The sequence below is a fragment of the Enterobacter sp. P82 genome, from assembly GCF_037053385.1.
GTDB lineage: Bacteria > Pseudomonadota > Gammaproteobacteria > Enterobacterales > Enterobacteriaceae > Enterobacter.
Genome location: NZ_JBALHX010000005.1, coordinates 75,472 through 96,929, shown reverse-complemented (window position 1 = coordinate 96,929; position 21,458 = coordinate 75,472). Strand labels below are relative to the sequence as shown.

At 47.8% G+C, this 21,458-nt stretch carries 19 protein-coding genes and 4 pseudogenes; 14 read left to right on the top strand and 9 right to left on the bottom strand.

What is annotated here, in order from left to right:
- The 6 genes and pseudogenes from WB237_RS19180 to WB237_RS19155 all read left to right on the top strand — a co-directional run.
- Nucleotides 1–357 carry a UxaA family hydrolase gene (locus WB237_RS19180; RefSeq protein ID WP_312742067.1) on the top strand — a complete coding sequence of 119 codons (357 nt, stop codon included), beginning with the start codon at nt 1–3 and terminating at the stop codon, nt 355–357.
- Nucleotides 354–1,526 carry a UxaA family hydrolase gene (locus tag WB237_RS19175; RefSeq protein WP_312742065.1) on the top strand — a complete coding sequence of 391 codons (1,173 nt, stop codon included), beginning with the start codon at nt 354–356 and terminating at the stop codon, nt 1,524–1,526. Before WB237_RS19180 ends, WB237_RS19175 begins: the two co-directional genes overlap by 4 nt.
- Before the next feature lie 128 nt (nt 1,527–1,654).
- Entirely contained in the window at nt 1,655–2,410 is a 756-nt protein-coding gene (locus WB237_RS19170) for a FadR/GntR family transcriptional regulator (RefSeq protein ID WP_312742063.1), read from the top strand.
- A gap of 182 nt (nt 2,411–2,592) precedes the next feature.
- A complete protein-coding gene (locus WB237_RS19165) occupies nt 2,593–2,937 on the top strand; it encodes a hypothetical protein (RefSeq protein ID WP_312742061.1) in 345 nt (114 codons plus the stop codon).
- A 28-nt stretch (nt 2,938–2,965) separates the two neighbouring features.
- Complete coding sequence (cfa, locus tag WB237_RS19160) at nt 2,966–4,105, top strand: cyclopropane fatty acyl phospholipid synthase (protein ID WP_219279662.1); 1,140 nt, start codon at nt 2,966–2,968, stop codon at nt 4,103–4,105.
- Nucleotides 4,106–4,233: 128 nt separating this feature from the next.
- A pseudogene (locus WB237_RS19155) lies at nt 4,234–4,567 on the top strand (transposase); the annotation flags it as partial.
- Nucleotides 4,568–4,862: 295 nt separating this feature from the next.
- Here WB237_RS19155 and WB237_RS19150 read toward each other — a convergent pair.
- Nucleotides 4,863–5,087, bottom strand: a pseudogene (locus WB237_RS19150) (ExeA family protein); the annotation flags it as partial.
- Nucleotides 5,088–5,252: 165 nt separating this feature from the next.
- Here WB237_RS19150 and WB237_RS19145 point away from each other — a divergent pair.
- The 4 genes and pseudogenes from WB237_RS19145 to WB237_RS19130 form a co-directional block, all read left to right on the top strand.
- Nucleotides 5,253–5,807 carry a helix-turn-helix domain-containing protein gene (locus tag WB237_RS19145; protein ID WP_312742055.1) on the top strand — a complete coding sequence of 185 codons (555 nt, stop codon included), beginning with the start codon at nt 5,253–5,255 and terminating at the stop codon, nt 5,805–5,807.
- 712 nt (nt 5,808–6,519) lie between these two features.
- On the top strand, nt 6,520–8,079 hold the full coding sequence (locus tag WB237_RS19140) for a cyclic diguanylate phosphodiesterase (protein ID WP_336215465.1): 1,560 nt from the start codon (nt 6,520–6,522) through the stop codon (nt 8,077–8,079).
- 115 nt (nt 8,080–8,194) lie between these two features.
- Nucleotides 8,195–8,509: pseudogene (locus WB237_RS19135) on the top strand (IS3 family transposase); the annotation flags it as partial.
- 55 nt (nt 8,510–8,564) lie between these two features.
- Nucleotides 8,565–8,696: pseudogene (locus tag WB237_RS19130) on the top strand (transposase domain-containing protein); the annotation flags it as partial.
- A gap of 272 nt (nt 8,697–8,968) precedes the next feature.
- Here the strand turns inward: WB237_RS19130 and WB237_RS19125 are convergent.
- From WB237_RS19125 to WB237_RS19105, 6 genes are all read right to left on the bottom strand, one after another.
- Nucleotides 8,969–9,478, bottom strand: coding sequence for a hypothetical protein (locus WB237_RS19125; protein ID WP_442892520.1), 510 nt, complete (start codon nt 9,476–9,478; stop codon nt 8,969–8,971).
- A gap of 142 nt (nt 9,479–9,620) precedes the next feature.
- Complete coding sequence (locus WB237_RS23070) at nt 9,621–11,039, bottom strand: TnsD family Tn7-like transposition protein (protein WP_442892519.1); 1,419 nt, start codon at nt 11,037–11,039, stop codon at nt 9,621–9,623.
- 8 nt (nt 11,040–11,047) lie between these two features.
- Entirely contained in the window at nt 11,048–12,493 is a 1,446-nt protein-coding gene (locus WB237_RS19120; protein WP_312742046.1) for an ATP-binding protein, read from the bottom strand.
- 60 nt (nt 12,494–12,553) lie between these two features.
- Nucleotides 12,554–14,695 (bottom strand): transposase, encoded by a 2,142-nt coding sequence (locus tag WB237_RS19115; RefSeq protein ID WP_312742043.1) that lies wholly within the window; start codon nt 14,693–14,695, stop codon nt 12,554–12,556.
- Nucleotides 14,685–15,512, bottom strand: a complete 828-nt coding sequence (locus WB237_RS19110; protein ID WP_312742040.1) for a TnsA endonuclease N-terminal domain-containing protein — start codon at nt 15,510–15,512, stop codon at nt 14,685–14,687. Before WB237_RS19110 ends, WB237_RS19115 begins: the two co-directional genes overlap by 11 nt.
- A gap of 122 nt (nt 15,513–15,634) precedes the next feature.
- Nucleotides 15,635–16,828 carry an NAD(P)/FAD-dependent oxidoreductase gene (locus tag WB237_RS19105; protein WP_336215459.1) on the bottom strand — a complete coding sequence of 398 codons (1,194 nt, stop codon included), beginning with the start codon at nt 16,826–16,828 and terminating at the stop codon, nt 15,635–15,637.
- 228 nt (nt 16,829–17,056) lie between these two features.
- Between WB237_RS19105 and pitA the strand changes: the two genes are divergently transcribed.
- The 3 genes from pitA to WB237_RS19090 all read left to right on the top strand — a co-directional run bounded on the left by pitA (nt 17,057) and on the right by WB237_RS19090 (nt 19,506).
- Nucleotides 17,057–18,556 (top strand): inorganic phosphate transporter PitA, encoded by a 1,500-nt coding sequence (gene pitA / locus WB237_RS19100; RefSeq protein WP_129994800.1) that lies wholly within the window; start codon nt 17,057–17,059, stop codon nt 18,554–18,556.
- Between the two features lie 175 nt (nt 18,557–18,731).
- Complete coding sequence (locus WB237_RS19095) at nt 18,732–19,121, top strand: polymorphic toxin type 44 domain-containing protein (protein WP_336215455.1); 390 nt, start codon at nt 18,732–18,734, stop codon at nt 19,119–19,121.
- Nucleotides 19,099–19,506 (top strand): hypothetical protein, encoded by a 408-nt coding sequence (locus tag WB237_RS19090; protein WP_028018335.1) that lies wholly within the window; start codon nt 19,099–19,101, stop codon nt 19,504–19,506. The genes WB237_RS19095 and WB237_RS19090 overlap by 23 nt, the downstream gene beginning before the upstream one ends.
- A gap of 43 nt (nt 19,507–19,549) precedes the next feature.
- Here WB237_RS19090 and uspB read toward each other — a convergent pair whose 3' ends face one another.
- Complete coding sequence (gene uspB, locus WB237_RS19085; RefSeq protein ID WP_028018336.1) at nt 19,550–19,885, bottom strand: universal stress protein UspB; 336 nt, start codon at nt 19,883–19,885, stop codon at nt 19,550–19,552.
- A 282-nt stretch (nt 19,886–20,167) separates the two neighbouring features.
- Here uspB and uspA point away from each other — a divergent pair, with 282 nt between their 5' ends.
- Nucleotides 20,168–20,605: a universal stress protein UspA gene (gene uspA, locus WB237_RS19080; protein WP_003861223.1), complete on the top strand. Its 438-nt coding sequence runs from the start codon at nt 20,168–20,170 to the stop codon at nt 20,603–20,605.
- 97 nt (nt 20,606–20,702) lie between these two features.
- Here the strand turns inward: uspA and rsmJ are convergent, their stop codons facing one another.
- Nucleotides 20,703–21,455: a 16S rRNA (guanine(1516)-N(2))-methyltransferase RsmJ gene (rsmJ, locus tag WB237_RS19075; protein ID WP_049005596.1), complete on the bottom strand. Its 753-nt coding sequence runs from the start codon at nt 21,453–21,455 to the stop codon at nt 20,703–20,705.
- Nucleotides 21,456–21,458: the final 3 nt, after the last annotated feature.

The window sequence follows — 21,458 nt, the reverse complement described above, 5'->3', positions numbered from 1 at the left end:
ATGTCAAAGTCAACAGTACTGGCCTTAAAGATCATGGCGTGTGATAGCGTCGCCACCGTACTGAGCGATGTCCAGCGCGGCGATGTCATCACGGTGAAGGATAAAGCGGGTAATACCCAGGCTATTGTCGCGCTGTCCACTATCCCTTTCGGTCATAAAGTGGCCGTAGCGGCGTTAAACATCGGAGAAGAAGTGCTGAAGTACGGTGAAAGTCTCGGGGTGGCAACCCAGACCATCGTTGTCGGTGATTATGTCCACACACACAATTTAGCCAGTCAGTATGGTCGCGGCGATCTTACACATGATGAGGCGGTTACCCACGCCCGTACTTCCCGTTATGAGGAGACAGTAAAATGAACAATAATTTTAAATGGTTTGGCTACCGTCGTGAAAATGGTCAGGTGGGTTCCCGTAACTTTGTCGCCGTTATTCCGGCAACGGTCTGCGTGACGGAAATCGCCCAGGCGATAGTGTATAACACGCAGATGTCGAAAGCCCTGTTGCACCATTGTGGCTGCTGTCAGTTAATGCCCGATCTGGATCTGGTCACCAACACGCTGGGGTGCCTGGGTTCGCATCCTAACGTCGGCGCAGCACTGGTGATTAGCCTGGGCTGCGAAGGCTCTAACGCCGATGAAATTGTGGCGCAAATTGCCGCGACCGGCCGCCCGGTCGAAAAAATTGTCATGCAGCAACTCGGCGGCACCAGCCGCGCCATCCAGCATGGTATTGATCTGGTGCAGAAAATGGCTATTGCCATTTCCGCGCAGCAGCGTAGCGAAGCGGGTCTGGAAGATCTGGTGATGGGGATCAAATGTGGTTCATCAGATACCACCTCCGGGCTTTCCTCGAATATGGTGATTGGACACATGTCCGATGCGATTGTTGATGCCTGCGGGACCGTGCTGTTTGGTGAAACCACCGAGTTTATGGGCGCAGAACATATCCTCGCGCGGCGTGGTCGCACACCGGAAGTTGGGCAGCGTATCTACCAGATTGTTGATGCCATGGAGAAACGCGCGATGGCGGTGGGGGTGGATATGCGCAATGGTCAGCCTACACCGGGCAACATTGCAGGCGGACTCTCCACTATTGAAGAAAAATCGCTGGGTGCAATCAATAAATCCGGTTCGCGGACCATTGAAGGTGTGCTGGACTACACCGACAAGGTGCCGGGTAAGGGGCTGTGGATCAAAGACTCACCCGGGTTTGAACCGGAGATCCTGACCGGCATCGCAGCCGGCGGCGCACAGGGGATTGTCTTCTCGACGGGCCGTGGCGCACCGCAAGGTTTTCCAATTGTCCCGGTACTGAAGATCTGTGGTAACCCGCGTACATACCAGAATTTGTCCCATGATATGGATATCGATGCCGGTCAAATTATTCTTGGCAATAAGTCGATTGACCAGGTGGCGGAAGAGACCATGGCTGTGTTTATGCGCGTACTGTCGGGTGAATTAACCAAATCTGAAGCGATCAACTATAACCGTACCATGGATATCCATACCTACGGACCTAAAATCTAATCGCCGGAGGGCGTTTCTCCCACACTTCACCTCTGTGTGGGAGAACCCCTCAATACTCGTCATCCTGTTTGTGGTATCGTTAACACTGCTAAACACTCTAAAAAGGTACTACTCACAGGAGTCGCACGATGTCTGCACGCGTATTTTCCCCTGTTCAACGTAACGATCGTCAAAGAGGCGCTACGCTTGCTATGCTGGCGTATGATGCTATTAAAGACGCGATTGTGAGCGGAAAAATAAAATCGGGAGAATGGCTTCCCGCGCAGCGCGATCTAGAAGTGCAGTTACAGATTTCCCGTTCCCCTATCAGAGATGCGATATCGAAACTGCAGGCCGAAGGGCTGCTTGAGATCGGCTCCGGGGGAGGCGTGATTGTCGCCAATGTTTTTAACGACGCGTTTGCAGACCCGTTAAGCCAGCTTGCGGCAACGAATCCGCAGGTGCGTTTCGATATTCTTGAGTTTCGTCGTTTGCTGGAAGGTGCGGCCGCTTTTTACGCTGCTAAACGTAGCACGCCGCAGGAGCATAAGCATTTGCAGGAGCTTTATCAGCAGCTTAAATGGGCTTATTCAGAAGGCACTTTACAGGACGCAGCCAAAGCCGATGCCCGTTTCCACTTAGGAATTACAGAAGCCGCACATAACCAGGCGATTCTGGGCGTCATGCAAAGTTTCTATACCGTATTACAGGGTTCTGTTCTGGATGCGGCGGATACCATTCGTCGCGATAAACAAAACTGGGATGAAACGGATCGACATCATAAAGAATTATTACAGGCAATTATTAATGGCGATGCCGAAGAAGCACAAAATTTAGCCTGTGAACACCTCTCTTTCCTGCATTCAAAGCTTACACAGGCACAGCCTGTCGTTCCTGTTAAATAACACCTCTTAATACCACACCTAATGAACATGACCAGTGTTCATCAGGTGTGCTGTCGTGATTCAAATCATTCCTTTTTAGAATGATATCTATTGGTTTAATTCATTTTTAGAATTCTTTATGAGTGATAAAATAAAACTCATACGGGTAATTTATTTTTATTAAAGGGGAGTCAATTAATGACATGAAAAAGAACGGCTCAACAATTTCAGATGCCTATTATCTGGAGAGTAAAGGACTGCTACGAAGAGCAATGGCAGTATGGCAAATGATATCTTCATATCCGGATACGTCACTCTGTGATCGGGAGCTCGCCAGAAATGAACTGGCAAAGCTTAATGAATTGATCGCACAAAAAAAGAAAGAGAGTGTCATTCAGAAAAAACAATCTTCAAACAGAAAATTAAATGTTGAAAGCGATCGCCAACGAGTGCTTTCTTACTTTAAACAGGGCTATACGGCAGGGCAGATTGAAAGTCTGACGCAGCGCTCAAGTGCTTTTATTTATAAATGCAAAAAATATCTTTAAACCTTCATTAATACAGGCTGTAGTAACAATGCTAAAATCAATAGCACCACCAGAGAATAATCACTGGTACAGAATTTGTCGTTCATTACTTCAGAAGGCGGGAATAGAAATTAACGGAAAACGGCCTTTTGATATTCATGTTAATAACAATAATTTTTATAAACGTGTTCTGCAGCAAGGTTCCCTGGGATTAGGGGAAAGCTATATGGATGGCTGGTGGAGTTGTGAACAGTTGGATGAATTTATTGCGAAACTCATTGCGGCCGATCTTGAATCCAGTATAAAGCACAATATGAAAGACTTATTGCGTGTTGCCAGCGCTCGTCTTATTAATTACCAATCCAGAAAACGAGCCTGGATTGTCGGGAAAGAACATTATGATCTTGGCAACGACCTGTTTACCAGTATGTTGGATCCCTGGATGCAATATTCATGTGGCTACTGGAAAGACACAACCGATCTCAATATGGCACAGCAAAACAAGCTTCATCTTATCTGCGAAAAACTGCAACTGAAAGCAGGAATGACGCTGCTGGATATTGGATGCGGTTGGGGTGGACTGGCTTCCTACGCCGCAAAACAGTATGGTGTGAAAGTGACAGGCGTTACCATTTCGGCAGAGCAACAGAAGCTTGCTCAGGCGCGCTGTGAGGGGTTGGATGTTGAGATATTGCTCCAGGATTACCGGGATCTCCATCAGCAATTTGACCGTATTGTTTCTGTTGGGATGTTTGAACACGTTGGACCGAAAAATTATGACACCTATTTTAATGTGGTGAATAAAAATCTAAAGCCGGATGGTATATTTTTATTACACACTATTGGTTCGAATAAAACGGAGATGAATGTCGATCCGTGGATCAATAAGTATATCTTCCCTAATGGTTTTTTACCGTCCGTTGAACAAATAGCCGCTGCCAGTGAACCCTATTTTGTGATGGAGGACTGGCATAATTTTGGTCCCGATTACGACAAAACACTGATGGCCTGGAACACACGGTTCCAGGCCGCCTGGCCCATCCTTAAAGCGCGTTATCCCGAGCGTTTTAGGAAAATGTTTACCTATTATCTAAACGCCTGTGCTGGCACATTTCGGGTGAGAAACATCCAACTGTGGCAGGTGATCTTCACCCGTGGGAAAGTGGGAGGTATGTGCGTCCCGCGTTAAAATAAAACGTATTTTATGGGGCCCAATTCACCTGTTTTTTTCGCGGGAGCCTGAAACCACCGACTCTAAAATTCGTCAAGAAAAAATGGCAGCCATTAATGTGGCAGTAGCAAATTGCGGTACGGAACACCATGGGAGAAGCATCCGCGTTTAAATCAGGGCGAGAGTTCGCCGCTTATGTTGGCCTTGTACCAAAACAAACGGGTTCAGGAGGGAAAGTTCGCCTGCTGGGAATAAGCAAACGCGGTGACACTGATCTGCGAACGCTGTTTATTCACGGAGCAAGGGCTGCTTCATTAGTGGCGAAAGAGCCCGGCCCATGGATAACGGAACTGAAAAAACGGCATCCGGCCAGTGTGGCTATCGTGGCGATGGCAAACAAGCATGGCGCGTTCAGTGTGGGCGTTGGCTGCTCATGAGCGTAAGTATGATAAAAATCATGTCAGTATCAGGCCCTATTAATCGCTGATACCGATAAATCTTGACTCTTAAAAAGGGTGAATACTGAAAGGTTGCTATGGCGGCCAGAGTGATGTCAAAGATGGTAAAACCGAGGTTTGACAAACCTGAATGTTTTCATGGTCATAAAGCCCGCTCGGAGAATAAGGCTCAGGTCAGCGAATCTCATAGTTGTAGTGACCTGCATTTGAAATCGCCCCGATCTGCATTTCTTTTTCTCCGACCTACATTAGCTGAAAATGAAAAAACGGAGCTACAGCCTCCATAATAGGAGTCTCATAACATTGAAAATAAAGGATTAAATAGGTAAACCCGCTGCCAGAATACGATCCCGCAGTTCGGCGGTGCGCGTCGGGTCCAGCTGGTGATTGAACAGTGCCCTGATTTCTGCCGGTTTGGCATCAAACTGTTCAACCATATCCTTCAGGCGATAACCATGCCGGGTGAGAGTGGGTTCCAGATCGTCAAGTTTACGTGACAACACGCTGTCAACCAGTACCACTGTAACAGGTCGTTCTCCGGTGAGCGTTGCGCTTGCCGCGGGGGTCTCAATTGGTGATAGACTTATCACACACATTGGTATACCAAGGAGTTCCAATGATATTCAGGACACCATTACGTTCTGGTCAACAGACAAGGATTTCAACAGCAGCCAGGCACTCACCCTTCTATTGAATTGAGGATCACTATGGTTGACTATCACCCCCCTGCTGAACTCTCTTTTCCGCTTTCGGCAGTTAACGACTTATTCGCGCTTTTGTTGCCCGATGCACACACCCCCGTTCCGTCAAAAGTGACCTACGGTAAACGGTTATTTTATTTCACGGTTCATCATGAACCGGTTCTCTATTTACTGACGGAAGGGCATTGCTTATTACGCCGTCATTCTGATAATCGTGTTGTGAACACCCTTTTTGCCCCCTATATTGCGGGCTGGAGCTGGCCGGACCAGGGGAAAGGAAGTCTTTACCTTGAACAAGGCCCTATAAGTGTATTGCATGCCATCTCCTTGTGGCAGGCGAACCGCCTGATAGAAAAAAATAATCAAAGCCACAATATGTTTAAATTGATGAGTTATTCGATCAATAAATTAATGTCTAATCAGACAGATACCTCTGACCGGAATGTCATCCGCATCGTAAAAAATAGCGTGCAGCAGTTAAGTCATACTCCGAAATGGTTCCAGCAACAAATATCTGTATTGAAATATATTGAAGAGCGTACCGGCCTGGGGCGCTCTTAAATATTACGTGCACTGAGTCAATTACGTGACGAAAGATATGTTGTGATGGAGAGTGGTAAGCTTAGAAATATTACTGCTGATTATTCTAAATAACACAAGCTGTCGCGGCAGTTGGGATAAATACAGGTTACTCCGGCTAAGCCCCAATGTCTTAGAGCAGGTCACTTCACTTTTGTCACTACCCACTTGCAGTGTGTGAATTCCTCACCGGGCAACTGAACATCCGTATTGCGGCCCACGTAACACATACTCCCTTATAGAAGCATCATGGATGCATCCATGATGCAGAACGTACAACCGTCCTGCACGTGGACAACGCTGTTATTAAGCTCTTCTATCGGGAATATCACCGTTACCACTGTCACTCACTGAACCAGGGAGTCAGTAAAGGGCTCGACTGCTTGATTCGTGGTCCTGGCCGGTATTCTATTTCTCACTTCAGTAGATAACGACTTATCAGTATCCCCGCCCGCCACACCATGCTACCCGAGAGCAACCAGATTTCTGCGGCAATAATAAATAACACAAGACTGTAAGTGCAATATCAACCTTGTTCAAAAAAACTACCCGTCCTGAATTCTGATGTTATATTCATTAAAGATTACCTCCGGGTTCCGGTACTTTTTAATAGCCATGAAAAACAAGTGGTTAATGAATATCATCCCGGATAATGGTGATAGTGTATTCAGGGAAAATCTTCGCAGGGCATATAATGACATTAAGAAAAAGGGTACTGGCTGCCGGAATTCTCGCCCCCGCAATCCTAGTTGTATTGCTGTCGTCAGGCATGGCCTATCTCCAGCTGAACAGAGACACAGCCGTGACGGCGAACATTCTGATGAGCCAAGTCGACCACATCACTTCCATTGCCCGCCAGGCGAATCAGGTTACCGCCAGACTTTCCTCCTTGCCCTGTGAAAGCACCCTGCAGCAGATGACGGAGAACGGGGCTCTGACGCCCTACATCCGTAGCACCGGGCTTATCCGGGATGGTATATTAATTTGTTCGTCTGTGACCGGAGCCAGGCAGCAAAGTGCGATTGCGGTTTATGGTGTTGTTGTTTCATCCCCTCCAGGGCGGATGAATGTCATCGCAACAGAGGGGACTAGCAGCGTACCAAGGCATGCGGCTGTTATCTACGCATACGGAGCCGGCAACCGGACGACGGCGTTCAGCGTGGTGGACGCACAGTACTTCACGGACCTGATGGGTTCCCTGAATAATGAGAATCATTCGGTTCAGCAGCTCCGGTTTAATGGCGGACCAGTCATTTCCGGCCAGGAGAAAATCTCCCCTCATGCGAAAATGTTCACAGCTGAGTTCAGCTCTTCTGTGAGTCAGGCGCAACTTCAGGTTCTTACGCCGGCGTTGTCGCTTCGCCATTACATCCTGCGTAATCTGCTTTTCCTCGGCCCCCTGTCTTTGCTACTGACCCTGGCTATGCTGTACATGTGGCGGCACTGGGGATCCAGAAAGATGTCTCTGGCTGATGAAATCAGGAAAGGGATGGAAGACGGTGAATTCTGGGTGCACTACCAGCCGACCTGTGATACCGCGACAGGTGCTTGCTCCGGCGCGGAAGCCCTGATGCGCTGGCAGCGTCCTGACGGGAGAAGCATTTCACCGGTGGTGTTTATCCCAGCTGCTGAAGAAGAAGGGCTGATTGTCAGCCTGACGCAGCATCTGTTCAGCCTGATAGAAGAAGATGTCAGGGCCTGGAAGATCTCTGCCCCTTTCCATCTGGGCGTGAATATTGCGGCCCCTCACCTGACGGACCAGTCATTTATTGCTGACGTTCTGAGACTGTGGGTATCCCTCGATGCCGCTATTTACCTGGTGCTGGAAATTACCGAGCGCAGCCTGGTTGAGGACACAGAGATGGCGTCCGAGAAACTTCATGAGCTTCGCCAGAAAGGCTGCCAGGTGGCTGTGGATGATTTTGGTACTGGCTACTGCTCGCTAAGCCTGCTTCAGAGCCTGCCGGTGGATTATCTGAAAATTGACAAAATATTCATCGACAGCCTGACATCGGCCGGCGCAGATACGCCGGTACTGGACACCATTGTCGGCCTTAGCAGGCGTCTGGGCATCACCACCATTGCCGAGGGCGTGACGGCAGCGCATCAGGTCGACTGGCTGATTAAAAATCAGGTTCCGTACGTGCAGGGGTATTATTATGGTCGGCCCATGCCTGCAGCTGATTTCTATCAGTGGTACAGAGAAAGAAGCTCGAACCTCACGAACGAACTCGCTGCTGATGCTCAAGCTTAAGAGGATTTTCGCAGAACAGATTCCGATACGGGCGTCACGTATATCTTCAGACAGGCCCTTCGCTGATTTATCTATGGCGTACCGAAGGCTTTGTTGAATAAATCGAACTTTTGCTGAACGACCAATAACTCATAGCGATCGAGACGGGCATTACCGCTGGTCAGGCAGGCTTGAGCGTGTGAATGCTGCCAGTCTTATTCGTTCGATGTCCCGTAAAGGTTATTCACCGGATAATGCGGCCTGTGAAGGGTTCTTTGGTCGCCTGAAAACGGAAATGTACTATGGCCATGAGTGGTCGGGCGTGACACCGGAGCACTTTATGCAGCATGTTGATGCCTATATACGATGGTATAACGAACATCGTATCATGTTGTCGCTGGGAGCACTCAGCCCGGAAATGTACCGTCGGCAACTCGGCATCGCACAATAAAACAGACTAGGAAAACATCCGCCCCCCCAAAACGGTCATAAATCTTGGTGTTGACATAGGAACATGCAAACTGAACAGCGTGGATCCAGAAGGCTACCTCCGCTATGTGCTTGACGTTGTTGCCGATTGGCCGGTCAACCGGGTCAGCGAACTGCTACCCTGGCGAATCACACTGCCAACTGAATAACACATCCCCGTCAATACGGTTCTCGCTGTACGCTTACAGGTATTAAGTGCAGCTATTTAGATATGCAGACTGTATGTGACACTCAAACCTGAAACCTGTTTTACTTATTTTCGCCACAATCGTCCTGTATAATATATACGCTGGAAAGCATGGGTTTGTCATTCATCAGGGGTGGTGAGTTAGCCGTGCTTCTCCGGCATTCAAAAACACCGTTTTTCCCAAATACGGTCCACCTGACACAATAATCGACCTTATCAATCACAGGCATTACATTAACCCGTGGAACATTTTCCAGAGAAAATCTGTTCCAGAACCCTGATTGCGATCCTCCTACTACCCGTTTCCGCAACAACTAGCTCTGAAAGACATTTAGGACAATGGGTTGCGTTTCCGAGCCAAAGTGCCGACAGATATGCCGTTCCATAAGTCCTGATAGCAACATGAACACATAAAGGGCAGTATTTTATTCTTTCTGGCATTCTTTTATCTGAAACACGAGCGCTTACCCTTAAACCTGGTTTACCTTTTCCACGAAGTACCTCATCAGATGAGGGATATAACACCTCTCTTAACATAAATCCAGAGCGGTATAATACAGGTGCAATTAATCTGTTCCACCAGAGATTTTCACAGTTTTTCAGCATAGCGCCAAAATTCATAACATTGTCATTATCCTCACATGTCATGTCAGGTGATTCAGGTAGCAATACCTGTATGTAATCATATGGGATAAGCGCTATTCTCTGTCTGAAAAAACCGTCCCCATTAATAATGGTATGCATCGCATTAATTACACCATGAATCCGGTAACTCCGGTATAAATAACTATAAACATGTTCATCTGGCAGTGGAAAAATTATCATTACAACCACCTCTGCTATTCATTACTGGACTGACATCAGAAATCAATAATTCCTTTAGACCCTATATTCTTGGTTTTCCGACAGGTCGAGTTGCGGCAGGAAGGATATCTTCCAGAACATCCCTTTTGTGGTTATACAACCAGAAAAACTCCGCATTGCAGGCTGCTTTTATTTCTTTTCTGGTAGAGCAGGGATGATTCTGTCTGTATCGCAATATACAGTATTTACAACGCCGAAACGCAGACTGATAATGGTAACACTTTCTTCGCTGAACTAGTCCGCTACAGGATGATATTATCTGCTCCACACTTCCCGAGCACACACCGCATTGTCTGGCTATAGCCTTCCTGTGAAACCCAGCCTCCGCCAGAGCGATGATTTTCTTTCTTATTTCATTCGTGATTTTTCTCGGCCTGGATACAATATCTATATTCATAGCGGCCGCTATGTTCTTAATATAACATCTACTACGCCCCGTCAGATTGTTTATCCTGTTCAAAGAAACACCTGATTTAAGTAAAGTAACAATATCATTTAAGCGATCATCACGATCGTCCTTATCAAAATCAGGAGTTATATCTCTGTATAGGAATGATTCTTTGAGCTGGGTATGGTAAATCGCATCACCCTCTCTAAAAAGCCAGAAAGAAAATAACAGATGCCTCACCGGATGGACACGGAAATCATTGTTCAGCAGATGATATAAATATCCGTAGTCCTCACTACTGGATGGAAGCAAATGCACCAGAGAATATTTCGAGAACAACATATCATGATAAAAAGAACGCATAAGATATCGATGTCTTATTCTTCCCCCTTCTGTCATATATCCGATGGTCTGGAGTCTTTTTTTATACAAAGTAACCGGGTCGATATATAGTCTGCTTTCGCTGGCCAGATAAAGTACATCCCTGCAATACTGCGCATACTGAGAATCTATGCCACTACTTTCAGAATACCGGACTCTGATATCAGGTAAAAATCCAGGAATAAGTCTTTGCCGTTCAGAAAATCGGAAAATGTTCAGTATTATTGCATGATCCGGACAGACAGATACCCCAGGGATCTGATGTATTCTGTGCCAGTAAGCCACCCCATACTGACAGATATCACGTACAGCACAAAGCGGACAGGATTTTAACACAATCGAACTGCCACTCCCCGACACTGGAAACTGACAGGCGCGAAGTGTACCACTACTGTTCCCACTTAGCATTGCCTTCTGAATCACAGTGTTGTGACCGGAAAGAAAATACATATATACAGGTGCCAGGGTTTGCTGGAAAAGTAACTTTTGAGCAGAGTCATGGGGTGAGAAAGCAAGGGAACTCAGACCCGACGTCATTGTAGGGTGTATGCTTTTTTTTTCTGAACCCAGGATTTGATATAGCTGATGTAACCCGGTCCACCCATACAGGGTCACGAACCTTATCATGCGGCTTATCAGTAACTCATCCGGTAAACATGATGGCAACCACATTCTGAACCTCATTTTGTTTCAGACAGCAGACTCCGACAAATGAGCCCGCTCTCATTCAGTCTGCTGATACTTTCAGCTCCGTCTGCAACTCTTTGATACAGATCCGTATCGGCGGGCAGTTGATAATGTTTTTCATTTTGCTGAAGAGCTGTAATTTGATGGCTGAATTCGGGGTGCTGAACACAGTTCAGGTCACCAGGAATGGAAAGTGCGTTATTGCCGAATTTGATTGTCTGAGAAGATGATAATGTGTTCTCATCTCTGAAAGCCTGGTCCTCCTTTTTGCTTTTCCTTTTTAAAACAGCCAGACTACGTTCGCGGCGGATGACAGAAACGGCTGTAGCAGACATACGGACCACACCTGATGCACTGAATATCAGCAACTCTTTCGTAATCACTTCATTTGCCCTGCCGATAACAAGCCGCTGTGCTTCACGGAAAATTCGTACAGCGAGTTCAATATTACCCACACTGAGTTCAAAAAGTGTATCGCTCAGTTCCTGGGTCAGTGGTGTCAGAACATTTGTCCACTGCAACTGCCACAATTCATCAATAAATAAAGACCAGACCTCATCATTTTCCAGCAATGAGCATTCAAAATATCCATTGCTTTCCGCACGTCTCGCTGCTTTGAGCGATTGCGACAGAAGTTCATTAAATGGCGGATTTGCACAGAACAATACAGGTATTCCTAAATTATTCACCAGAGAATGAATAAAACTTAACAGCCGCTCAGCACCGCCTGATCGAGCAAGATTCATGTTCTGCATTTCATCAATAACCAGAATTCCCAGATAGCTTGATTTAATTCTTGCTTCAATTTGTTCAAGCAACAGAGGGATCGTAGTTGCACGTTTTAAAGATACTCCACCAAGTTTTTTATCCAACCCACTAAGAATACTATAACAAAGTGCCTTAATGCTCGAATCTGCGGGGCAATCAACTTTTATCCACACAACCTGCTTCAGAACAACCGGGTATGCTCCAACTGCCTTATGCTCTATAACATCCGGATACCAGTTCAGGATCTGCTCCAGCATACAGGTTTTTCCGACCCCACTTTCTCCAATCACCGTAATACCACATCCCTTAGGACTGAAAAAGCCACCCGAGGGCGCTATGTCCGGGCGATGATCAACAGGGTAATGAAGATAATTCACTGTCGCTGGCGATAGTGGGTTTTTACAGGAATAGCCTTCCTTAATTGCTGTTTCAATTGCCCGAAAGCAATCAATATAAACAGGCAAGGGTTGTCTCAGCTCTTTCAATCTCAGGAGATATTCTGTACGAAGACCGGGAGCCAGTTTTTTCTCTTCCTGTGTTACAGGAGGATAACATCCCAGTATACTGGCAATGTCTTCATCAGGGATCCAGACCGGTAATGCTTCGATCAGTGGATTTCCCTGATATTCCGGCAGCATAGCCTGATGGTACTCCGCAGCAATAGTTTTCATACGACTCCCATCCTGGTCTGTTAGCAGATGTAACCGAAAGGGCGTTCATCCCAGTAACATTTACGGCTTCCTTTTCAGTAACCCGACTGTTTCACTCTGTGTTCTTACTCCCGGTGCGGGAGCAGCCCTTTCTGGGACATGCTGGTATTCGGTTACGTCCCGCATATCGCCAGAATACCCATTCCTCTGAAGATTTATGGCATTTTGTCTGTGCATCCTAATATCCCGGATGTTGCGTACTTCTGGTGATGAAGCCCTGTTGCGCTTAAACGTCTCTCCGGATTCACGAATGGTATTCTGTTGAGTGTTCATTCTTTTCGCAGAGACTACTGATACATGTGGTCCGGAAGTAATATTCTTCTTCCACGCCATTACTGTCTGAATATCAGTCTCATGTTGACCGTTATAATTTGAAGACATTGCCATCAGGGTACACATGGTAAACTCTTCGGCGTCATTAAATCTAACGTAAATAAAAGAGGAGTTATCCTGATCTATCCTTGCCTCAAGTTTTATTCGTCCCGAATGGCGGGCAACGACCTTCAGTGCCTCAAACTCGGCATGATGACATTCATAATACATATCATCGTTAAGGCGGATGCCTCTGGACGTCATGGAGACCCAACAACATGGTAGTAGTTTCGCCCGGATTTCAGCTTCACTGGCATGCCTCAGTGCGTGCCGGTGAAGTTTCAGGTGAATATTCCAGTAGTTGCGTGGAGTTGGAGATAGTGAATATTCCGGTAACAATCTGGACTGTCTAATAAGCGCATCCTTAATGGAATCGTTATGCTCAAGAATTTGTGCTATCAAAAGTGACGTGACTTCATCAAGAGTGAAACAGGCTTCCCGTCTTGGATCCTTATCCCCCCTTATATAATGCCGCCCTTTCGTGGTTCCCATCAGGTTATGTATCAGTTCATCATTAAGGATTTTAAAACGCCTCTCCACAATTCCCTTAACATCTGCGCGCCAGGAAGGTGCAATACTCAGGTTGCCAATAAGTGGTACAACAATTTCTTCCGGTTTCTGACAGATAAATTCGCCTCTGTCACACAGAAGTTTTTGGGGAATATGATGACATGGCCAGTCATCATCGCTAATAGTAATACCAAACCTTGCGCAGAACTGCTTTTTGTTCGTAAAACTGTTAACAAGTGCCTGCCTTCCTGCACGCCATGAGGCATATTCCATGGAAACATGCAAACCAACAATCATCCGGCTTTCCTTATCCACAACAAGGTACAGTACCGGTCGTCCCAGAACCCATTGCCGATTGAAAGACGATACAATATGAACATCAAGCACTGTTGCATCAAGTTCAAAACAACTACCAGGAACGGATGTATGATCAGTGGCACTTCCACGTAATGCACGTTTTCTCAACAAATAATCCCGCCTGGAAACCTGCTTCTCAATAAGTTCAGAGGGATGGATGAGCCGTTTTAACCAGTACCGGAAAGAACGTTCAGAAGGTAGCGAGGGTTCCCTCATCTCTGCTTCAGCTTTTATGATTTCATCAAAATAATAGTCGGCAAGGACGCTACGGTATATTGCTGATATTGACCATTTTTCATTCTTAGGGCCATATTTTCGAATGCCTTTAAGGAATATCTTCTTATCTTCTTCTGTAACATTCCTGTAAAAGGAAGTCATCGACATAAATGGTGACTGTTTTAACGGAGCCCCACGCTTAGCCTCTCCGGCAATCCGGGGCTGACCTGTACCGCCACAATTTGGCCATGAAGGTAAAAGTGCATTTTTCTCTTGCCCGTAAAACCAGTATCTACTAAGTATTCTGTAAAGTTTATTTTTATATATTTTCTTTTCAGCTGCATAACGGGTTATATGCTGACTCCTTTTTTTCATAACTATATCTAGCAAAAAAAGATGATCATCAATAAGTGGCTGAATTAATGAATAATATTCATCTCGTTTTTCTTTGTTGGATTCCGGAATATTACACTCATCTATTGTCTGGAAAGAAGGTATGATAACACTGGTTTCACTGCTTTCTCCACGGGAAACTGACATCTCTAATTCTGATATTCGTATTCGGCGTGGCATTTTAAAAACACCTGGCCCCTTATCCATTTGAAACACAATACAAATATTCAGTTCGAAGTAAATTGAAAGTACCCGGTATCGTCCATCGCAAATACCATCTATACCTGAAATATCCCAGATGCTATTAATGTTCATTGTGGACCTCTGCCGCTGACCTGGGGTAATTTACCTGAAAAATTGTTACTATTCCTGAATCTGGAATGGAGTTCTGCAAGTCAACTTTGATACATTTATTTGCAATCAAGCACCTGAAGACCTGTAATGCATCACCAGGTGATACGGCCAGTATACTGGAAAAGTGATCGCAGATTTCAGAAACCAAAGCAGTTCCAATCGAGAGATGTGGTAAGACCATCCTTAGCGAACTGTCAGCAATCTCAATTTCCTGTCGTAACGGAGATGTTGCCCATTCAATATTTTTTGACTGAATTTTACTAATAACTGATGGTACGAATACCGTAAATGGTACTCCCATTAACTCCCACCAAATTCTTTCTATATCCAGCTTCTCAGCAACACGTTTATCATGAAGAGAGTCTTCCTGCTTCACGCTGATAGCCTCGTACCATGTCTTATTTCCCTCCTGGCAGGTAAGTAATAAATCTGTGGTCATCACTACAGGGGTACTGGTCGAAGGAATTCTGGGATAGTGGATACCAAGCAGTTCGGCAATCCCCATACATAATGGAAGCGGTAGAAGAGGAAACTGTTCACGTATATCGACAACCCGCTCCAGGAACTCAGCCTGAAAAAAGCAACAACTTTCCCCCTCTGAAAACAGGTGGTGAACTCTGCCGGTTTTAATTCCCTGAATTTTGGCACTCGTTCCCTGGGAGGGGACATCCTGAACCCTGAGCCAGGGTTTATAACGCCCCCCGGAACCAAGACCGTATTGGTTTTTAAGAGCCCGCTGAAAATCTGAAATCGTTAACAGACTTCGCCCTCTTGCCATATCCACGCCTCATAATCATCAACGCGTCATGGTGAAATTATAGTCTATGCTACAGTCTTTATTGTCAAAAATAGCTAGTTAGCTACAAACTTTAATCACAAGCTACAAATTTTATTGTCGGTTCACATCTCTGCCAGCGCCTGAGCACACGCCCAGGCACTTGCCCATGCCCACTGGAAGTTGTACCCGCCAAGCCAGCCGGTCACATCCATCACTTCGCCAATAAAATAGAGCCCCGGCACGTTGCGCGCTTCCATGGTGCGGGAAGAGAGTTCATTCGTGTCAACTCCGCCAAGCGTGACTTCTGCGGTGCGGTAGCCTTCCGTGCCGTTTGGCTGCACGCGCCAGTTTGTCAGCGTCTCAACCAGCATCTCCTGCTCGCGGCTGTTAAGCTGCTTGAGCGAAACATCCGGGATCTGACCCAGCACCTGCAAGCATTCCACCAGACGCTTCGGCAGCTGCATTGCCAGGGTGTTTTTCAGGCTCTGATTCGGGTGCGCAGTACGTTGCTCGTTGAGGAACGCGTCCAGATCGCAGTCCGGCACCAGGTTCACGGTCACAAACTCTCCCGGCTGCCAGTAACTGGAGATCTGCAGTACTGCCGGGCCGGAGAGGCCACGATGGGTGAAGAGCAGGTTTTCGCGGAATATAGTACCGTCTTCGGCGGTGATAACCGACGGAACCGAGACGCCAGAAAGTGTCTGGAGTTGTTCCAGCAGCGGTTTATGCAGCGTAAACGGCACCAGACCCGCACGCGTTGGCAGCACCTTCAGGCCGAACTGCTCGGCAATCTTGTAGCCAAATGGCGAAGCACCCAGACCCGGCATAGAAAGACCACCGCTGGCGATCACCAGGCTGTCGGTGCTGACGGTTTCACCGTTGAGTTGCAGCGTGTAACCTTGCTCATCACGCGCAACGTCCAGCACTTCCGTGCGCAGGCGCATCGTTACACCGCCCTTCTCACACTCGGCCACCAGCATATCGACAATCTGTTGCGCGGAATCATCGCAGAACAGCTGGCCCAACGTCTTCTCATGCCACGCAATACCGTGTTTACCCACGAGGTCGATAAAGTCCCACTGGGTGTAACGCGCCAGCGCAGATTTGCAAAAATGACGGTTTTGGCTCAAATAGGCCGCGGGTTCAACATACAGATTCGTAAAGTTGCAGCGCCCGCCGCCAGACATCAGGATCTTACGGCCTGGCTTTTTACCGTTATCCAGCAGCAGCACGCGACGACCCGCCTGTCCGGCCATCGCCGCACAAAACATACCCGCCGCACCGGCGCCAATTACCACGGCATCAAACCTTTCCACGTCAAAACCCTCTTTGTTAACTGCCGCGGATTGTAAAGTTTCCTCTGTGGTCACACCAGCGTAAAAAGATATTACAAAGCCATTTCATTGAAATTTAAAGAATATCCTTTCAGGCACTTTTCTCAAATCAGGTGGTATGTCAAAAAAAGTCTATATTTCACTTTGCCCGCCGTGCATTTGTCCTGGATAATGCGCCGCGTTCATGTCCTCAAAATGGCGTAACGTCCTATGCTACATTTGTTTGCCGGCCTGGATTTACATACCGGGCTTTTATTATTGCTTGCTCTGGTTTTTGTACTGTTTTACGAAGCGATCAACGGCTTCCACGACACTGCAAACGCAGTAGCGACGGTTATCTACACTCGCGCAATGCGATCGCAACTGGCGGTTGTTATGGCGGCGGTATTTAACTTTTTTGGTGTCCTCCTGGGCGGACTGAGCGTTGCGTATGCCATTGTGCATATGTTGCCAACGGATCTGCTGCTTAACGTAAGTTCTGGCCATGGCCTCGCTATGGTGTTCTCAATGCTGCTTGCTGCAATTATCTGGAACCTCGGTACCTGGTATTTCGGCCTGCCTGCATCCAGTTCTCACACTCTTATTGGCGCGATTATCGGTATCGGGTTAACTAACGCCCTGATGACCGGTACATCGGTTGTTGATGCGCTGAACCTTCCTAAAGTACTGGGTATTTTCGGTTCTCTGATCATTTCCCCTATTGTGGGTCTGGTGGTTGCAGGTGGATTAATTTTCATCCTGCGTCGTTACTGGAGCAACACGAAAAAGCGCTCCCGTATTCACCTGACTCCGGCAGAGCGTGAGAAGAAAGACGGTAAGAAAAAACCACCATTCTGGACACGTATCGCTCTGATCATTTCTGCAATCGGCGTGGCTTTCTCACACGGTGCGAACGATGGTCAGAAAGGTATTGGCCTGGTGATGCTGGTTCTGATTGGCGTTGCGCCAGCAGGTTTCGTGGTTAACATGAATGCCTCCGGATACGAAATCACCCGTACCCGTGATGCGGTGAACAACGTCGAAATCTATTTCCAGCAGCATCCTGATCTTCTGAAGAAAGCGACCGGCGTTGACCAGTTGATTCCTTCTCCGGAAGCGGGCGCTACCACCGTACCAGGCGAGTTCCATTGCCATCCGGCTAATGCGATTAACGCGCTGGAACGTGCGAAAGGCATGCTGGGCACTATCGAGAGTTATGACAAACTGACCGTTGAGCAGCGTGGTCAGCTACGTCGCATTATGCTGTGCATCTCTGATGTGACGGATAAAGTGGCGAAGCTGCCTGACGTGAATACTGACGACAAGCGTCTGCTGAAGAAACTGAAAAGCGATATGCTCAACACCATTGAGTACGCGCCAATCTGGATCATCATGGCGGTCGCGCTGGCACTCGGTATCGGTACGATGATTGGCTGGCGTCGTGTGGCGACCACCATCGGCGAGAAGATCGGTAAGAAAGGCATGACCTATGCGCAGGGTATGTCCGCGCAGATGACGGCAGCCGTGTCTATCGGTCTGGCGAGCTATACCGGTATGCCAGTGTCTACCACCCACGTACTCTCCTCGTCCGTGGCAGGTACCATGATTGTTGACGGTGGCGGTCTGCAGCGCAAAACCGTGACCAACATTCTGATGGCCTGGGTATTCACCCTCCCGGCCTCTATCCTGTTGTCTGGCGGTTTGTACTGGATTTCGCTGAAGCTGATCTAATCAGTTGAAGGCGACAAAAAAGCGGGTCAGGAAACTGACCCGCTTTTTTTATGTGCTGATAACTATCATGAAACGTTTGAAAACATAAGGATTTTCTGAACATTTTTTGCTCAAACCAATTTCGAAGATAAAACTATGATAGCGGTCAGAAGAAAAACCACACAAAGGAGGATGTATGGCTTCTGTCCCTATTTCAGGCCCCGGCTCAATTGTTATAGCTAACAACATGCGTGAAGCACGCCTGCACGGCATGTCGCGTAATATGGCCACTTCCTCAACGTATTATTGGTTCTACCAAAAAGTTCGTAATGGCGGTCCCTGGGATTATAAAAAATTCGACCCATATTTTGCTGCATTTGGTAACTTCAACTTCGGAGCCGCTGGCACTGCGGCGGGTATCCCTGCAAACATCCTTCTTATGGGAGCTGGCTGGGCTCAAGGTCGTGCAGGCACCTCAAAACCTGAATGGGGAAAATGGTACGAAAAGCCGCCTTACGGAGACGACCCAACCGACCAACGCAATATCAGAGAAGGAATAGACTATGCCATTCAAAACGGCTATTAAATGGATTCATCGCCTTGTTACCGTTTCGCTTATGGCTCTGGTCATTGGTTTTCTCTGGCTAAACCACCAGCCCAGTCAGCAAAAGAGCGATGAGCTACAGCGCGTTTATAAATTATCTGATAGCGTCTGGCTCTATATGACCGTGAACAATCAGGGTGGCGCAACCGTGCCAACAATCTACCGTTACTACCTCTCGGGGGAAATATCAGGGAATGATGCCGACGTTATCCATCAGCTTGCTATGAAGCATCCTGTTATTGAAGGTACAGGCACGATTACCACTGCCAGTATGGATACAAACGGGGAAGTGAAAATTACCTATAGCGGGAAAGTTATCTCAATTCAGGACAATATCTCAAATCTCCGGTTCTCAGTTACGCCCTGAACCAGATGAAATCAGGCGGGGCTTACCCCGCCTGCTGTGAAGCTCAATGCCAAATCATCAATGCAACCATACTGACCACGACCAGCCCACACAGGGCACTGGTCAAAATGAACTGACGACGCAGGCGCTCGCAACGACGGATAAACTCTTCATCGTGATGATCGCGGTAGCGCTGGTAGTAGATGTATCCCACCAGACGCATCTGTTTGCTGGGCTGTCCATGCGAGGTGAAGAAACCTCCACCGTCCACATACTGATAAAGCAACGGATCGCAACCACGAAGTACCACCAACAGCGCACGTAACGATGAGAAGTAGCGCGCCATATTCACTATGCAAACCACACATAGCGCCCAAAACAATGCGACGGTGCTAATCATACATCCTCCCCGGCGTCCGCCCACGAAGCAAGGCTTCTGAGCTACCGCACCCCAATGCCCTGACAGACAGTTCAGTGAAAGAATGACCAAAATCGATCCTGTTCGCATTTTAAAATCCGAACGGCTCATTAAATAGTGTAGGAGATCCGTTAATTTTTTTGCCACAAGGTTAATCGTTATCAACACCAAAGCTTGAAAAATATGTTTAACTGGGCCGTAATAAAGTATCAGACGGCGGCATTCTCGTATTAGTCATCGATAACTTAAGGAAGGAGTAACACTATGGCTTACAAACACATTCTCATCGCGGTAGACCTCTCCCCGGAGAGCAAAGTACTGGTTGATAAAGCAGTATCCATGGCACGTCCCTACAACGCGAAAGTTTCTCTGATTCACGTTGATGTGAATTACTCCGACCTCTATACCGGTCTGATCGACGTCAATCTCGGCGATATGCAGAAACGCATTTCCGAAGAGACTCACCATGCCCTGAGCGAACTGTCGACTAACGCAGGTTATCCGATCACCGAAACCTTAAGCGGTAGCGGCGACCTGGGACAGGTGCTGGTCGATGCAATTAAGAAATACGATATGGATCTGGTGGTATGCGGTCACCATCAGGACTTCTGGAGCAAGCTGATGTCTTCAGCGCGCCAGCTGATTAACACCGTTCACGTGGATATGCTGATTGTTCCACTGCGTGACGAAGAAGACGAGTAAGTGCGTTAAATTCCCCTCAGCCTAACCCTCTCCCACAGGGAGAGGGAATAGATCGAGGACGTAGGCCGGGTAAGGCGAAGCCGCCACCCGGCTTTTTTTATTCCGGCGTACCGGCATAAATATCAAACCGGTGCCCTTTGGTAGTCACCGCATTGGTCGTCGCAACGTCCGCCAGCGGCGGCGCATAGTCCGGGCGTTTCACTACCACACGCTTCGTCGCTAACTGGCGAGCAGGCCCCAGCAAACCATCTGCATCCAGGTCCGGACCCACCAGCGACTGAAACACACGCATCTCTTTCTTCACCAGCGCACTTTTCTGCTTATGCGGGAACATCGGATCAAGATAGACCACCTGCGGGCGCGGGGTAATATCGGTCAGCGCCGTCAGGCTGGAGGCGTGGATCAGCTGCAAACGCTCCTGCAACCACGGGCCGATTTCCGGGTCAGCATAGCCACGCACCAGACCGTCGTCGAGTAGTGCGGCCACCACAGGATTCCGTTCCAGCATCCGCACATGACAACCCACGGATGCCAGCACAAACGCATCACGCCCTAACCCCGCCGTGGCATCCACCACATCCGGCAGATAGCTCCCTTTGATACCGACCGCTTTGGCAACCGCTTCACCACGACCGCCGCCAAACTTACGTCGGTGTGCCATTGCACCGCCAACAAAGTCGACAAAAATACCGCCGAGTTTCGGTTCGTCGCGCTTACGTAATTCGAGATGCTCTGGCGTCATCACCAGCGCCATCAGGTTTTCATCATCGTGCTCCAGCCCCCAGCGGGCGGCCAGAACAGATAAGGCGCCGTCTCCGGCGCCTGTTTCATCGACTAAGCAGATCTTCACGTA